The sequence below is a fragment of the Daejeonella rubra genome (assembly GCF_900103545.1).
Lineage (GTDB): Bacteria > Bacteroidota > Bacteroidia > Sphingobacteriales > Sphingobacteriaceae > Daejeonella > Daejeonella rubra.
In genome coordinates, this window is sequence record NZ_FNHH01000026.1 from 1 (window position 1) to 15,794 (window position 15,794).

At 39.5% G+C, this 15,794-nt stretch carries 12 protein-coding genes; 3 read left to right on the forward strand and 9 right to left on the reverse strand.

The window, feature by feature from the left end:
• The 8 genes from BLR27_RS14715 to rpsL form a co-directional block, all read right to left on the reverse strand.
• The coding region (locus BLR27_RS14715; RefSeq protein ID WP_221406354.1) for a beta strand repeat-containing protein at positions 1 to 2,198 on the reverse strand (2,198 nt) is incomplete at its 3' end.
• 60 nt (positions 2,199 to 2,258) lie between these two features.
• Positions 2,259 to 3,023, reverse strand: coding sequence for a hypothetical protein (locus BLR27_RS14720; RefSeq protein ID WP_090706148.1), 765 nt, complete (start codon positions 3,021 to 3,023; stop codon positions 2,259 to 2,261).
• Positions 3,024 to 3,026: 3 nt separating this feature from the next.
• Complete coding sequence (locus BLR27_RS14725) at positions 3,027 to 3,965, reverse strand: PorP/SprF family type IX secretion system membrane protein (RefSeq protein ID WP_090706150.1); 939 nt, start codon at positions 3,963 to 3,965, stop codon at positions 3,027 to 3,029.
• A gap of 2 nt (positions 3,966 to 3,967) precedes the next feature.
• Positions 3,968 to 5,221, reverse strand: a complete 1,254-nt coding sequence (locus tag BLR27_RS14730; protein ID WP_090706151.1) for a gliding motility-associated C-terminal domain-containing protein — start codon at positions 5,219 to 5,221, stop codon at positions 3,968 to 3,970.
• A gap of 647 nt (positions 5,222 to 5,868) precedes the next feature.
• Positions 5,869 to 6,174 carry a 30S ribosomal protein S10 gene (gene rpsJ / locus BLR27_RS14735; protein WP_090706153.1) on the reverse strand — a complete coding sequence of 102 codons (306 nt, stop codon included), beginning with the start codon at positions 6,172 to 6,174 and terminating at the stop codon, positions 5,869 to 5,871.
• 137 nt (positions 6,175 to 6,311) lie between these two features.
• Positions 6,312 to 8,417: an elongation factor G gene (gene fusA / locus BLR27_RS14740; protein ID WP_090706154.1), complete on the reverse strand. Its 2,106-nt coding sequence runs from the start codon at positions 8,415 to 8,417 to the stop codon at positions 6,312 to 6,314.
• Positions 8,418 to 8,432: 15 nt separating this feature from the next.
• Positions 8,433 to 8,900 (reverse strand): 30S ribosomal protein S7, encoded by a 468-nt coding sequence (gene rpsG / locus BLR27_RS14745; RefSeq protein ID WP_079703558.1) that lies wholly within the window; start codon positions 8,898 to 8,900, stop codon positions 8,433 to 8,435.
• A 19-nt stretch (positions 8,901 to 8,919) separates the two neighbouring features.
• Positions 8,920 to 9,333 carry a 30S ribosomal protein S12 gene (gene rpsL / locus BLR27_RS14750; RefSeq protein ID WP_026897873.1) on the reverse strand — a complete coding sequence of 138 codons (414 nt, stop codon included), beginning with the start codon at positions 9,331 to 9,333 and terminating at the stop codon, positions 8,920 to 8,922.
• Between the two features lie 423 nt (positions 9,334 to 9,756).
• On the opposite strand from rpsL, the gene BLR27_RS14755 reads away from it, so the two are divergent.
• The 3 genes from BLR27_RS14755 to BLR27_RS14765 all read left to right on the forward strand — a co-directional run bounded on the left by BLR27_RS14755 (position 9,757) and on the right by BLR27_RS14765 (position 13,694).
• Positions 9,757 to 10,611, forward strand: coding sequence for a hypothetical protein (locus tag BLR27_RS14755; RefSeq protein ID WP_143007754.1), 855 nt, complete (start codon positions 9,757 to 9,759; stop codon positions 10,609 to 10,611).
• 234 nt (positions 10,612 to 10,845) lie between these two features.
• Positions 10,846 to 13,293, forward strand: coding sequence for a helix-turn-helix domain-containing protein (locus BLR27_RS14760; RefSeq protein ID WP_090706158.1), 2,448 nt, complete (start codon positions 10,846 to 10,848; stop codon positions 13,291 to 13,293).
• 119 nt (positions 13,294 to 13,412) lie between these two features.
• On the forward strand, positions 13,413 to 13,694 hold the full coding sequence (locus tag BLR27_RS14765; protein WP_090706159.1) for a hypothetical protein: 282 nt from the start codon (positions 13,413 to 13,415) through the stop codon (positions 13,692 to 13,694).
• Between the two features lie 47 nt (positions 13,695 to 13,741).
• Here the strand turns inward: BLR27_RS14765 and BLR27_RS14770 are convergent, their stop codons facing one another.
• Complete coding sequence (locus BLR27_RS14770; RefSeq protein ID WP_176767714.1) at positions 13,742 to 15,739, reverse strand: M1 family metallopeptidase; 1,998 nt, start codon at positions 15,737 to 15,739, stop codon at positions 13,742 to 13,744.
• Positions 15,740 to 15,794: the final 55 nt, after the last annotated feature.

A 15,794-nucleotide genomic window follows, 5' to 3' on the forward strand; every position in this document is an offset into this window, starting at 1 on the left:
GAATTGACAACGGAAGCATTTAAAGTGGCTCCGGTCAAAGATCCTGCATCGGCTGTAGCAGTTACGTTAATATTGGAAGTACCATCAAAGGATACACCGTTGATCGTACGAGCGGTAGCAAGGGCGGTTGCGGTGCCGGCATTGCCGGTAACCGAACCTGTAATTGGAGCTGAAACTGTTAAACCGGTCAAGGTGCCTACCGAAGTAATTGCCGGTTGTGCAGCAGTAGTAACCGTTGCAGCTGATCCCGTTACAGAACCTGCAATTGGGTTAGTAACCGTCAGGTTGCCCAGGGTTCCAACTGAGGTTAAGGAGGAAGAAAGAACATTGGCAGCAAGCGTTGCTCCGGTCAGGGAGCCTGCATCTGCTGTAGCAGTTACGTTAATATTGGAAGTACCATCAAAGGATACACCGTTGATCGTACGAGCGGTAGCAAGGGCTGTTGCGGTGCCGGCATTGCCGCTAACCGAACCTGTAATTGGGGCTGAAACTGTTAAGCCCGTTAAAGTGCCCACCGAAGTGATCGCTGGTTGTGCAGCAGTAGTAACTGTTCCTGCTGTAGTAGCAGTAGTAGCTGTTGTAGCAGTCGCTGCATTGCCGGTGATGCTGCCTGCAATTGGGTTAGTAACCGTCAGGTTGGCCAGGGTTCCTACTGAGGTTAAGGAGGAAGAAAGAACATTGGCAGCAAGCGTTGCTCCGGTCAGGGAGCCTGCATCTGCTGTAGCAGTTACGTTAATATTGGAAGTACCATCAAAGGATACGCCGTTGATCGTACGAGCGGTAGTCAGCTTTGCTGCTGATCCGGTGATATCTCCTGCAATTGGAGCCGTAACCGTTAAGCCGGTTAAAGTGCCCACGGAAGTGATCGCCGGTTGAGCTGCGGTGGTGACCGTTGCGGCAGTAGTAGCTGTTCCTGCATTGCCGGTGATGCTACCCGCAATCGGGTTGGTAACTGTCAGATTGCCTAATGTTCCAACAGAAGTCAATGATGAATTAACAATCGCCGGATTCAGTGTTGTTCCCGTTAAAGTTGCCGCATCCGCTGCTGCACTGATCGTGATATCTGATGATCCATCAAATGCCACTCCGTTTATATTTTTGGGGGCAGCAAGCTTGGTCGCTGTGGCTGCATTGCCGGTGATTGCTCCGGCAATTGGGGCTGTAACAGTTAATCCCGATAAGGTTCCAACGGAGGTGATCGCCGGTTGAGCAGCGGTCGTGACGGTTCCTGCTGTAGTGGCACTCGCGGCTGTAGTCGCAGTAGCTGCATTTCCGGTGATACTACCCGCAATCGGGTTGGTAACTGTCAGGTTGCCTAATGTTCCAACAGAAGTCAATGATGAATTAACAATCGCCGGATTCAGTGTTGTTCCTGTTAAGGTTGCTGCATCGGCGGCTGCACTGATCGTGATGTCTGATGATCCATCAAAAGCTACTCCGTTTATATTTTTTGGGGCAGCAAGCTTGGTCGCTGTGGCTGCATTGCCTGTGATAGCTCCGGCAATTGGCGCTGTAACAGTTAATCCCGATAAGGTACCAACTGAAGTGATCGCCGGTTGAGCAGCTGTCGTGACTGTTCCTGCTGTTGTGGCCGTTACATTTGCAGGTACCCAACTGGTTCCATTCCAACTTAGAACCTGACCAGCAACCGGACTAGTCGCAGAGATTACATTACCCTGTAATCTATCTGCATTCCATATTGCTGAATTATTATTTGCAGATAAAACAATGTTTGTCCCTGAATTATTAACGCTGACCGTTGTACCGTCTCCTGAAATGATTATTGACCCAAATTTATCATTAACTGAAATTACTGATCCGCTTGAACTTGCGAAAGTAACCCATGCTCCGTTTTGCCTGACATAGAATTTATTGTCGCCGGCATTGTACACAAGCATACCATTTTCAGGAGTAACAATTGCGGCAAGTGAGGTGATACGAGGTATCAATATAGCTTTATTAGCACCATCAACCTGCAAAGCAATGCTCTGGTTACCAATGGTAGCAGTACCAATTGCAATACCTTCTGCATTCAGCAATTTCTTGCTGTTCATATCCAGATCCTGAGATGCTGTATGATCGCCCATATTATCTCCAAGTCTGATTTGCCTGGTTTGTCCCTGAACCGAATTTAGAGCAAGAACCAGGATTCCTGGAAGGAATACAAATCTGATAAATCGTTTAATTGAATATTTCATGTAATCGAGATAGAATATGTTATTAACAATGATCAGCAGATCTAACTGCCTCACAATAAATTATTTCATTAATAAAATTTTGTATTGAGTTCCAATAATTGTTACCGGATCTGCCTGATAATTAGCAAAACGAATACTTACTTCATTAGCAGCACTTACCCATGCATTATAAACTGAAAAATCAGGAGTATCACCAACAAGGGCAACAAAAACAATATCACCGGCAACTGCACCATCAACATTTACTTTAATCACGTTTGTACTATTAGGTTCAATGATTAAGTTTCCGCCGGATGTGGTATTAAATTCCTTCGGTTTTTCTAAAACTGTAGTTGACACAGACAGTATGGACCTTGGCTCCCAGGCTGTTCCGTTCCAGGTTAAAACCTGACCTGTAGTTGTGCCTGCACCTGCGGTAATTTGAGTCAGGGGGTCTATTTTACCACCAATATTTTGAAGGTTAAGCTTCGACTCATCTACGTTTGTATTGTTATTGATATTGGTACTTGAAACACCGCTAAGAAAACTCCAAACACCTCCCTTACGAACATAAAGGCCCTTGAGTGGCTCTTTTTCAAGATAAATCAGCATCCCGTCAAGAGGATTTAGCGCATTTATTGCAAGTGTATCGGATAAACGTGGCAATAATAGTCCCTTTGTATCACTCTCCAATTCAAGTATAGATGCCCTTTGGATCTGATCGGGATTGGTACCAATTTTAACCTGTGCCTGAAGTGTACTAACAGAAAAAATACTCACTAATCCAAGTATTAAAACTTTAGTAAATCTTTTTTGAATCTGGGTTAAGTAAATTCTATTTTCCATATGTTAAAAATATCTTGGTGAAAGAGAGGTTCTGTCAAAGGAGAACTCATATCTCAAAACAACTTCATGCGAACCTTTAGAGATAATATTATATTTTGAAGTAACATGATCGTATGCATAACCCAATCTCAATTGGGGAGTCAATTTTAGATCAATTAATCCTACGATCGCCGTTTGGTTACGATAAGAAAGACCGAGTGATAACATGTCTGCTATCCAAAAATTAGTATTGATATCATAGGAAACCGGACTACCAACCACACCACGAACAAGAAATGAAGGTTTAATCAACAGGTCTTCACTAATCGCAAACACATATCCTGCATTGAAATAAATATGCATATCCTGCCTCAATTCGCTAAATGCACCCGTATTATTGGCTTTATTAAAATTGTTCCTGATCAAATTAGGTGATGAAAGACCGACATAAAATTTCTCTGTATTGAAAAATATTCCTGTTCCGAAATTGATCTTCGTGTTATTGAGATTCTGGCTGAATGAAGGATCATTTGGATCGATCACATCAACTTTTGTATAATCAGTTTTAAAATTATAAACACCACCCTGAAGCCCGAGTGCGAGAGTCGAGTAGTCACCTGTCGGAATTTTAAATGAATAAACACCCTGTGCTCCCATTGTTTTGGTTATTTCATCTCTGTCGTCAATCAATTTTATTCCGACACCAACCCGCTTATTGGAGATTGGCAGGTCCGCTGATAAAAATGTACTTTGAGGCGCAGTTTTAAATCCGGTCCATTGCTTCCTAAACATGGTCGTTACGTTTAATGCATCCCTGAATCCGGCATAAGCAGGATTAATTTCCAGAGTATTGAACATATATTCAGAAAAAAGTGGCAATTGCTGGCCATAAAGGTTTTGAGTACCTGATAGCAAAAATGCGATCCAGATAATAAAAAATCCTTTAAATTTAGCTTTAACCATTTTTACCTGTTTATAATTATATATCCCGTAATAGGCTTTGAATCATTAAAATTTAGAATGTAATAATATGTCCCATCAGGCAAAATATTATTTACTAAGCCACCCTGGTTTCCAATTCCATCAAAACTGTTTTTGTAGTTCGTGTCCTTGAAAACCAAACTTTGCCATCTGTTATATACCTCAATCCTTACCTTGTCTGTTGATCTAAGGTTTTCGATAACGAATTTGTCATTTAAGCCATCGTTATTGGGAGATATACCTGCTGGAATTCTATAATTTGAAATCGAATTATCTCTTAAAACAGATTTAGAAAAATATTCGTTTTGAGTTAGACCAGACGTGACAATACGACTGCTGATATATGAATTTGGAATTGCATTACCTGAAGATATAATACCTGGAGTCAGGCCGCTAGCAGCAATAACATCCCATTTTTCATTAAGCGATACAAACCTGCTAACGAAACTTTGATTTCTGACTGTGCTGAATTGCATACCCTCTTCGTTCGAGTTATGCTGCATGTTGAATATTAAACTAGCCTTAGGATCTAATTTAGAAGATGATATATTCCATGTTTTAGTTACGAAATTAATATTGTCTGGTGTGCCATAAGTTGCTTTATCATACACATTATCAAACACCCTAACCTTAAAATCCTGGGCAACACCGATGTAATTTACAGAAGCTGGAGTATAGCTACTCACAGAAGATCCCACAGGGAAAATAATCTGAGCTTGCTGTAAACCAGTTGTTTTCCTGACCAATGCCCCCCCATTTGTTCCAGTTCCGGTAACAAAATATCGATTCTCATTATACCCGGTAATTGAGCTATTAAGCTCCATAACAGCATTTCTGCTATTCAATATGATCCGGCCATTAGTGAAACTCACATTATTTCTAACGAAAAGATCCTGTCCCTCCAAAATAACATTCCTTGAATTTGCTATTTGCAAATTAGAAAAACCAGTATTGCCTTGAGTATTGTTCTGAGTATTGATGTATTGAGCTGCATCAGTTCCTGAAAATTTAATAATTCCTCCAACACCATTTACTCCTGTTGAACCCTCGTCAGCAATCCGGCTACCAATTCGGCTATTCCATCGCTGACCAAGGAAATTGATCGTTGAACTTTTAAGAGAACCAATAGAGCCCGAATTATTCACATCAGAAAAAATTGACACATTAGCTTCAGGATGTACGTAAAATGATTCGCCTGTTTGCACGGTCATCTGGATCAGCTCCTGCCCCTTTATCAAAAAGGGAGATGCGATACAAATGACAAACGATATGAAATATTTTAACGTTCTATGTAAATGCAAAATTCCTTAAAAAATTACTCTGGCATTAATCTACCCCAGGCTCGCGCGTAATAAAGCGATAATCATACCATCGGTATTATTTCGGCCTTTCCATCTCCATTAGAGATCATTTTGCGTCAATATACGTCAAAATAACACAATATACGATATTTATTTAATTTTAGCGATAAAAATTGGCATAAATGGGGCATTTAAATTTAAATGAACGAGACATAAATTGCACAATACGGGGAATATTTTACCCATTTAATGAACATTTACTTAAATATTTATAGAAAGTAAATAAACCATTTCTAAACTAATAGTTAAATACTCTATGAAAAAAGAGATGAAATCATGGCACGGCTAAAGAAAAAAAATGGCCGGAATAGAAAGAATATTTCGAAAGCAGGGGCACAAAAATGTCTGAATATGTACCAGGAAGCACTCAAAAAAATCAGGAATTCAGGAAATTTTAGCAAAATTTTTATGATAATTAAGTCTATTTTCCCCTGACAAGAATTACTAAAACACAAAAATAAAAACTATTGGAAACAAAAAAAGCTACCCTTTCGGATAGCTTTTTTTATCATCTAAAGATATACTTAAACTTTAATTTCAACTTCAACACCACTTGGCAATTCAAGCTTCATTAAGGCATCTACAGTCTTAGAGTTAGAGCTGTAAATATCAAGTAAACGCTTGTAAGCACATAACTGAAATTGCTCTCTGCCCTTCTTGTTTACGTGTGGTGAACGTAACACTGTAAAAATTCTCTTTTCAGTTGGCAATGGAATTGGCCCACTTACTACTGCACCCGTAGGTTTAACAGTTTTTACGATCTTCTCAGCAGACTTGTCTACCAGATTATAATCGTAAGATTTTAATTTGATTCTGATTCTTTGGCTCATTATTGTTTGTTTATGGTTAACGTTAGAGCTATTAGTAACGGTAACCGGTTTATTTTTGATTCAAGAGTCAAGAACCAAGAGTCAAGACTTTCCGTCATGCATCTTGGCTCTTGATTCTACGTTCTTGGTTCTAATTATTATCCGTTCGCTTTTTTCCCCTTTACCTTAGCTACAACCTCTTCCTGAACGTTTCTTGGCGCTTCAGCATAGTGATCAAACTCCATTGTAGAAGTTGCACGACCTGAAGTAATTGTACGTAACTGAGTTACATAACCAAACATTTCTGAAAGTGGCACAGTCGCTTTGATAACCTGAGCACCGGCACGTGTATCCATTCCTAAAAGTTGACCACGACGACGGTTCATATCACCGATCACATCACCCATATTCTCTTCAGGAGTTAGGATTTCGATCTTCATGATTGGCTCCATCAATACAGGCTTACATTTAGGTAATGCTTCACGGAAAGCAGATTTTGCACATATCTCGAAAGACAATGCATCTGAATCGACTGCGTGGAATGATCCATCAATCAGACGAACTTTCATATCCTGTAAAGGATAACCAGCAAGTACTCCATTAACCATCGCAGCAGCAAAACCTTTCTCTACAGAAGGAATAAATTCACGCGGAATTGAACCACCTGAAATCTCATTCACAAATTGTAATCCGGTTTTACCTTCATCATTCGGTGAAATAATAACCTGAATATCGGCAAATTTACCACGACCACCAGTTTGTTTCTTGTATGTTTCACGATGTTGGGCAGTACCAGTTATAGCTTCCTTATAAGAAACCTGCGGCGCACCCTGATTCACCTCAACCTTAAACTCACGTCTAAGACGGTCGATCAGGATATCCAGGTGAAGCTCACCCATTCCGGAAATAACGGTCTGACCAGTCTCTTCATCAGTTTGTACACGGAATGTAGGATCTTCTTCAGCTAATTTACCTAAACCAATACCCAATTTATCAACGTCTGCCTGTGTTTTAGGCTCAATTGCCAAACCGATAACTGGCTCAGGGAAGTTCATTGATTCCAATACGATAGGATGTTTCTCATCGCAAAGGGTATCTCCTGTTTTGATATCCTTAAATCCAACTACTGCCGCAATATCACCTGCTCCAACATTCGGAATAGGGTTTTGCTTGTTAGCATGCATCTGGAAAATACGAGAGATACGCTCCTTATTGTCAGAACGCATATTATGTACATAGGAACCTGCTTCCAGATTACCTGAATAAACACGGATAAAACATAGACGACCAACGAAAGGATCCGTTGCAATCTTAAATGCTAATGCTGCAAAAGGCTCTTTTTCACTAGGCTTACGAACAACTTCTTCTCCGGTATCAGGGTTAGTTCCTACAATACCTTCAACATCCATTGGAGATGGCAATAATTCCATCACATAATCAAGCATGGTTTGAACACCTTTATTCTTAAATGATGAACCACATACCATTGGTACGATCTTCGCATCAAGAACAGCTTTACGCAAGGCATCAAGTACTTCACGCTCAGTAATAGTTTCAGGAGCCTCGAAGAATTTCTCCATCAGACTTTCATCATACTCTGCAACAGATTCAAGTAATTTCTCTCTCCATTCAGTTGCTTCTTCCACCAAATCATCAGGAATTGGCACTTCAGTAAAGGTCATCCCTTTATCATGCTCATTCCATACGATACCACGGAAGTTGATCAGATCAACTACCCCTTTAAATGAATCTTCAGAGCCAATTGGTATTTGCAAAGGAACAGCATTGCTTCCAAGCATATCCTTAACCTGCTTAACAACCTTTAAGAAATCAGCACCTGAACGGTCCATCTTATTAACGAATCCGATACGGGGAACGCTATAATTGTTTGCTAAACGCCAGTTAGTCTCTGATTGTGGCTCAACACCATCAACTGCTGAGAAAAGGAATACCAATCCGTCCAATACACGTAATGAACGATTTACTTCTACAGTAAAATCTACGTGTCCCGGAGTATCAATAACGTTGATATGATAAGTATCACCTCTGTATTTCCAGTTAACAGTTGTTGCAGCAGAAGTAATGGTAATACCACGCTCCTGCTCTTGTGCCATCCAGTCCATGGTAGCAGCACCATCGTGCACCTCACCAATTTTATGGCTTACTCCTGAATAATAAAGGATACGCTCCGTAGTTGTGGTTTTACCCGCATCAATATGGGCAGCGATACCGATATTTCTTGTGTATTTTAAGTCTCTTGACATTGTATTGTTTCCTGATTAGAATCTAAAATGAGAGAATGCTTTGTTGGCCTCTGCCATTTTGTGGGTATCCTCTTTCTTCTTTACTGCTGCACCCTCTCCCTTTGAAGCTGAAATGATTTCACCAGCCAATTTCTCAGTCATAGTTTTTTCACCACGCTTGCGGGAATAATTGATCAACCACTTCATTCCTAAAGCAATTTTACGCTCAGGACGAACTTCAGTAGGAACCTGGAAGTTTGCACCACCTACACGTCGAGATTTAACCTCAACAGCAGGCATTACATTGTTCAGGGCTTTTTTCCATGACTCTAATCCGTTTTCACTTGTTTTTTTCTCTACTAATTCAACTGCATCGTAGAAAATAGAATATGCGATAGATTTTTTACCGTCATACATCATATTATTTACAAACCTGGTAACCATTACGTCGTTAAACTTTGGATCAGGCAGTAAGATTCTCTTTTTTGGTTTTGACTTTCTCATGTTGCTTTCCTCCGTTTAATTATTTCTTTTTACCTTTTGTCGGAGCAGCTGCTACCTGACCTGGTTTAGGTTTCTTTGTTCCGTATTTAGAACGACGTTGGTTACGACCGGCTACACCAGAAGTATCTAAAGCTCCACGAATGATGTGATAACGTACACCAGGTAAATCTTTAACACGACCACCACGTATTAACACGATGGAGTGTTCCTGCAGGTTGTGACCTTCACCCGGAATATAAGCATTCACTTCTTTTCCGTTTGTTAAGCGCACACGTGCAACTTTACGCATTGCTGAGTTTGGTTTTTTAGGGGTAGTGGTATACACACGTGTGCACACTCCTCTTCGCTGTGGACAGCTGTCCAACGCTGGTGACTTACTCTTGTCAACCAGAGCTACTCTACCTTTTCTAACTAATTGTTGGATAGTAGGCATTTTTTCCTTTTAGTGTTTAAATATTTATAATCCCTGAAGCATTGCTTTTTACAGCTTTCATTTAGGGACTGCAAAAGTAGGAAGTTTATTTTGATTTTCAAGGGGTTGCGAGAGAAAAAATTGAAGATTGATGGATTTAAATTAGACGGTCTCTGTTTTAGTCGCTTATTGAATATAACATCGACCAGTATCAATCATCAGTATGGCACATACCATCATCCATAACTACTGACAGGCCGAAAGAAGAGGTACCTCATTAAAAAGCCAACATTTTTATTAGTTATGGTCGGTGCAAATCGGTTGCGGCAGACTGCCCAATTTACCATTAAATAAAAAAGCACTACCGTTTGCATACCTAATTGTTGAATTCTGTTGCTTTTTCACAATTTCATCATACTAATAAATTTCAAAAACACCATGAGTATGAAAAACTTAAGCAATAACAATTTGCACTTTAACGACGATCCCGAGGAAAATATGCGCATTGAAAATGAACTTCTGCAATTAAAGCTTAAGGCAGAACTAGGCGCAGAAACCTATATTTCAGGCCACTTCCCTCCCGAAGTTGAAAATGAATTCCTGAAAAATGTGCTTGCATTTGAAAAAAGCTTTTCAACAGCCAAAATGAAAAATATTTTTGAGCTGCTGGACAAACCTGAGTATTTGCCGACTGCCGAATTAGATGACCATGCGATAGAATTAGCACTCGATGAACTGTTTGCTCTAATGAAAAAGAAACAAATCGCCCTTGACTTTTCAGGGCCATATAACAGCCGCACAAAATATAAATTTATCACTGAAGAGTTTTTCAATGAAGAAGTATCCGATAACATGATACCTGGGATGATCTGGCATTTTACTTATGAAGAATATCATCCAAACCATCAATTGGATATAGAAAGTAAAACCATATCCTTTATGTCAGCATGGATCAATCAAAAAATAACTAAAGATTACCTGGATCTGGCAGATACCTTTATCATGCCTAATGGCCATATTTTGCGCAAAGATGAAATAGCAACCAAAATAAAAAACATGTGCAGGAGCTTTCCTGAATTTAAAGATTGCCGGTACAAGATCGACAAGGTCGACTTTGAATTCCAAAATGATACAGGTATGGGATTTGCCGAAGGGATAGTAAAATATAATGCTATATCAAGAAATCATGAACGAATAGCGGTTGAAGGTCCATTTAAATTCTATTTCACAATGGAATTCAATTGCTGGTCTATCTATTACTTCATATTTCCTGGTTTTGAATTACAATTTGAGGAGTAAATGGCAGGGTATATGAAATTGTTCCCCCGAATCATTGCATTTGGCTATTAAACTCGATTTACTATTATTCCAAGGCATTCCATTTATCCAAAACACTGCCTGCCAGAATTCGAACTTATCAAAGATCATTCTTGAATAAACGGTATATTCAGTCTGGTAAACGGCATTCTATTTAGTATATAGGATTTTAATCTTTATCTTGCCAGCACACCAAAATATGTCTAAATAATATCCATGGAGCAGAATTCACAACTGGAGCTCGCTTTTAATTTTGTTCAATACACAGACAAAAATATCTTTCTGACAGGAAAGGCAGGAACCGGCAAAACAACCTTTCTGCACCAGTTAAAAAAAGAAACACCTAAACGTATGGCTGTGGTGGCTCCCACCGGAGTAGCTGCTATCAATGCCGGGGGTGTAACCATTAATTCATTTTTCCAGCTTCCTTTCGGCCCCTATATTCCTGGAAATCCCGGCAACGTTCAGCATAAACGCTTTAATAAAGACAAAATTAATCTGATCAAAAGTCTCGACCTTCTGGTCATTGATGAGATCAGTATGGTTCGTGCAGATACACTTGATCATATAGATGAAGTATTACGTCGCTTTAAGAACCATACAAAACCTTTCGGAGGTGTTCAACTACTCATGATCGGCGACCTGCACCAGCTGTCGCCGGTAGTTAAAGATGAGGATTGGCTGATACTTAAAGATTATTACCCAAACCTCTTTTTCTTCAGCAGTAAAGCCCTCGAACAAACCAGTCCGGTGAGTATTGAACTTAAACATATTTACAGGCAGGTTGACTCTATGTTTATTGACCTTCTGAACAGCGTTAGAAAAAACCAGATCGATGAGGATGTTCTCAGAAGGCTAAATTCACGATATATACCAGATTTCAAACCTGCTGATGAGGAAGGGTATATAACCCTTACCACTCACAATAAGTCTGCTCAGGATATCAATGAAGTCAAACTAAAAGAATTGATCAATCCTGCTTTCAACTATAAAGCAGAAATACAAGGAGATTTTCCGGAATACTCCTATCCTACTGTTGCCGACCTTGAACTAAAAAAGGGAGCACAGGTTATGTTTGTGAAAAACGACCTGTCCAGAGACCGTCTATTTTTCAATGGAAAGATCGGCATAATCACCCGAATATCAGCTGATCAGATCATTGTCAAATGCCCGGGTGATCATGCAGAGATCATTGTGAGCCCGCTGGAATGGACAAACATTAAGTACGAGCTGGATACTGATACCAAAGAAGTCAAAGAAAAAATCATTGGAACATTTACTCAATTTCCACTGAAACTAGCTTGGGCAATAACCATACATAAAAGCCAGGGATTGACCTTTGAGAAAGCCGTGATCGATGCTAATCTTGCATTTGCACATGGCCAGGTTTATGTTGCACTTAGCCGCTGTAAAAGCTTTGAAGGCATGGTACTGCGAAGTCCGATCTCCTTTAACAGCGTCAAAACGGATGGAACTGTTTCTGAATATACAAGGAATGCCAAAAACAATGAACCAGGTGAACAACAATTAACTGAATCAAGAAAATCCTTTCAGCAAACTTTATTGTTCGAATTATTTGACTTCAACCCTATTAAAGGCTACTTTTTCCAGGTCAGAAAAATTGCTGAAGATCACCATAGCATTCTTGACCCTGGAATTATTGAAGATCTTAAACTGATACGGACAAATTCTGAAAAAGACATTTATGAAGTTTCAGAAAATTTTAAAAAACAACTGAACAGCTATCTTATCCATCTCTCATTGCCCGAGGATAACCAGGAATTGCAGGAACGGGTTAAAAAAGCTTCAATCTATTTCATTGATAAAATTAAATCGGTATTTGATGAACCGCTAAAAAAACTAAATACAGATTGTGATAATAAAGCAGTGAGAACCAGTCTGACAGAGACATTAGATAATTTGCAAAAGGAGATCACCATTAAATTGGCATTAATGAAAATTTGCCTGAATGGTTTTTCTACTTCCCAATACCTGCAAACTAAATCAAATGCTGAAATTGACCATGTGCCAGCAAAAGCAGCAGCAAAAGAATCTGGTAAAGTGGCAGCCAATATACCGCATCCTGAATTATACAAATCATTAAGAGACTGGAGAGATTCCCTTGCTGAAGAGTGGGGAGTTCCGGTGTATCTTGTTCTGGCTCAAAAGTCGATCCTTGAATTAATTCAAACTCTTCCTTCAAACCTGCTTGAACTTGAAAGCATTAAAGGTTTGGGGAAAACCAGAATAAAGCAATACGGACAGCAAATTATAGAGATCATTAATAATTATTGCGAGAATAATGATGTCGAAAGGCAGGCTATTGTAATTCCTTTTACGGAGAAGAAATTAAAAACTGACACAAAAAAAGTATCTCTGGATCTGTTTAAATCAGGAAAAATGATTTCTGAAATAGCCATCGAGCGTGGTTTTACCCCAACTACAATAGAAGGCCATCTAGCCTCCTTTATCAATTCAGGAGAAATATCTGTTTTCGAAATCGTCTCCAAACTGAAAGTGGCAAAGATCATGGCATATATCATTCAACATCCCGGCATGGGCACCGCCGAAACAAAAAATGCTTTGGGTGATGATGTTTCGTATGGTGAATTAAGAGCAGTACTTAATCATCTTGTGTATGTTAAATCACAGGAATCCTATTAATCTGCTTATTATCAGGCAATAATGATATAAAATTGCATGATGCAACTATATCACCTGACTTTGCGTCCTATAGTAAGAAGGTTACAGATAAAACCTTGAAACTTGCTAAATAAAACGCTATGAAAAAGAGTATTTTCTCCATTATTTTTCTCCTTTTATTTACTGCTTTAATACCTGCAGCAAAGAGTGAGACATTTTCGAATCGAAATGTAAAGGAATTGGTCCAGCAGCTGCTTGGGGCTAAAAGTCAATCGAACAATAGCCGGGTAAAGAAAAAGAAACTAAAAAAGATTGTTCGAAAAACCGCAAGGATCTACAGGTCAGTTAAAACTGATTCAGATAGTAGGAAGAAGTCAAGAAATATTCAAAAGAAGGCAAGAAGGATCATCAATATATTTTAGAAATTAATTTACTGCAGGCAAATGCCTGCAGTAAATTAAAATTTCTATTATTTGACTGAAGTCCAGCTGTTATTTGCTGAATTGGAATCAGGAAGCACCTTATCCGGATCTGAAACTACTGATACGATCTCTTCATCTGAAGGATAAATAAATGTCCATTGCTTATTACGCTGCCAAACTTCAACAGGAAGTTTTAACCTGCTTACCTTACCACTTTTTGTTTTTATTTCCAGGATAACTGGCATAGGCATTTTCTCAAGATTTTCAATAGTGATTAAAACACCCTGCGCAGGATCATTTTTCACATATTTCACATCTGTAACTGCCTGATCAAGTTTCCAGTTGTTTATGTACCACCCTCTCCAGAACCAGTTCAGATTTTCACCGGCTACGTTCTCGATTGTGCGGAAGAAATCATCTGGTGTTGGATGCTTATAGGCCCAGCGCTCAATGTAGGTTTTAAAGGCTCTGTCAAATCGCTCGGGTCCTAAAACCTGTTCACGTAATAATGTCAAGCCAATGGCTGGCTTGTAATAAGCCAGTATACCAATATTTCTTTCCTTCATATTATCAGGACTACTCATAACCGGCTCATAGGCATCGCTTGTTATTGCTTTACCAAGGTTATGCATATCTGTTGGTCTTGGCTTATATTCACCACCATTAAAGTCTTTTGAAGCCAGGGAATTGATAAAGGTATTAAAGCCCTCATCCATCCAGGCAAATAAACGTTCATTAGAACCTACGATCATAGGGAACCAGGTATGGCCAAATTCATGATCCGTTACTCCCCACAGACCAGCCGATTTTGCTCTTGCGCCACAAAAAACAATACCAGGGTATTCCATACCACCTGCAACCGAAGCTACATTGGTAGCAGCCGGATAAGGAAATTCAAGCCACTTTTTTGAATTGAATTCATTGGATGCTTTAGTATATTCAGTTGAACGACCCCAGGCATCATTTCCATCACTTTCTTCGGGATATGCTGATATAGCCATCGACTTTTTACCGCTGGGCAGATTCATTCTAGCCGCATCTATAATAAATGCCGCAGATGAAGCCCATGCAGCGTCACGTGCATTCTTTAACTTGAAATTCCAGGTCAGTTCCTGCTTACCTGAAGGGCGGGATTTTGGATCGCCAACCTCAGAGGCAGCTCTGATAATCACAGTCTTATCACTCTGAGCCGCAGCTTTCCATCGTTGTTGCTGCTCAAGAGTATACACATCCTGAGGATTTGTCAGTTCACCAGAACTCACTACAATATGATTAGAAGGCACTGTAATACTGATATCATAATCACCATACTCCAGGTAAAACTCACTAGGACCTGTATAAGGCAATGTGTTCCAACCTAAAACATCATCATAAACACACATTCTTGGATACCATTGAGCAACTGAAAATATTTTGCCATTCTTAGTATTTAAAATACCCATTCGGTCAGAACCATAGTCAGGCGAGACAAATGAATACTCGATCTTTAACTTTAGCTGCCCACCACCTGCTGAAAGTGCAGAAGGAAGATAAATTTGCATTCTGGTATCTTCAATTAAAAATTCAGCAGCCGACTCAGTCGTTTTGCCTTTTTCAACCGATATAAGCTTTACAGATTTTATGGTGTATCCACCGTCAAATTTTTGTCCGCGTGCACCATTACGACTTCCTGTTGGTGGGATTATAGCAGTACCTCGTGAATCACTCTTGAACAAATTCTGGTCGAGCTGCATCCAGATAAAAGCTAACTTATCGGGACTGTTATTGGTGTAGGTTATTAACTCGGTACCGGAAATCTCATTCGTCTGATCATTTAATCTTACAGATAATTTATAATCGGCACGGTTTTGCCAATATTTAGGACCTGGCTGACCGCCGGCAGACCTATATTCATTCCCATTTTTTGTATAGAACAATGGCCCGAATGCATCATTATAATTATAACTATTGACCGAAACTTCAGCTTGATTTACTGTCTGTGCCCAAACCGGAGATAAAATACTGATAGCAGCAAAAAGGAAGGTTAAAAATTTTAGTTTATTCATTTGAAATTAATTTAGAAAGAGAGAAGTGTTCTAAGTTTAAAGATTACTATTATAT

Coding starts and splice junctions, on each gene's coding strand:
- BLR27_RS14725 (WP_090706150.1), bottom strand. CDS start 3,965: ATGGTTAAAGCTAAATTTAAAGGATTTTTTATTATCTGGATCGCATTT.
- BLR27_RS14755 (WP_143007754.1), top strand. CDS start 9,757: ATGAAAAACTTAAGCAATAACAATTTGCACTTTAACGACGATCCCGAG.
- BLR27_RS14720 (WP_090706148.1), bottom strand. CDS start 3,023: ATGGAAAATAGAATTTACTTAACCCAGATTCAAAAAAGATTTACTAAA.
- fusA (WP_090706154.1), bottom strand. CDS start 8,417: ATGTCAAGAGACTTAAAATACACAAGAAATATCGGTATCGCTGCCCAT.
- rpsG (WP_079703558.1), bottom strand. CDS start 8,900: ATGAGAAAGTCAAAACCAAAAAAGAGAATCTTACTGCCTGATCCAAAG.
- BLR27_RS14770 (WP_176767714.1), bottom strand. CDS start 15,739: ATGAATAAACTAAAATTTTTAACCTTCCTTTTTGCTGCTATCAGTATT.
- BLR27_RS14760 (WP_090706158.1), top strand. CDS start 10,846: ATGGAGCAGAATTCACAACTGGAGCTCGCTTTTAATTTTGTTCAATAC.
- rpsL (WP_026897873.1), bottom strand. CDS start 9,333: ATGCCTACTATCCAACAATTAGTTAGAAAAGGTAGAGTAGCTCTGGTT.
- BLR27_RS14765 (WP_090706159.1), top strand. CDS start 13,413: ATGAAAAAGAGTATTTTCTCCATTATTTTTCTCCTTTTATTTACTGCT.
- rpsJ (WP_090706153.1), bottom strand. CDS start 6,174: ATGAGCCAAAGAATCAGAATCAAATTAAAATCTTACGATTATAATCTG.